Raw genomic sequence first — 311 nt, 5'->3', positions numbered from 1 at the left:
CGCAGCCTGGCCGCCTACGAACACCAGGACGTGCCCTTCGAAGTGCTGGTCGAGCGGCTCAACCCGGTCCGCAGCCTCAGTCACCACCCGCTGATCCAGGTGGTGCTGGCGTGGTTGAACCTGCGGGGGCACGACGCTGATACCGGCGGGGTGGAGTTCGGGGATCTGGAGGTCACGCCGCTGGCGACCGACACCCAGACGGCCCGCATGGACTTGGTGTTCAACGTCGGGGAACGGTGGACCGAGGCGGGCGAGCCGGCCGGGATCGGTGGGGTGGTCGAGTTCCGCACCGACGTGTTCGACGCGACCAC

At 69.1% G+C, this 311-nt stretch carries 1 protein-coding gene; it reads left to right on the top strand.

Going from position 1 to position 311, the window contains the following annotated elements:
- The coding region (locus OQ789_RS25895; RefSeq protein ID WP_324689287.1) for a hypothetical protein at positions 1-311 on the top strand (311 nt) is incomplete at both ends.

It is taken from the genome of Mycobacterium sp. 94-17 (genome assembly GCF_035617725.1).
GTDB lineage: Bacteria > Actinomycetota > Actinomycetes > Mycobacteriales > Mycobacteriaceae > Mycobacterium.
This window is presented reverse-complemented; position numbering and strand designations above follow the sequence as displayed.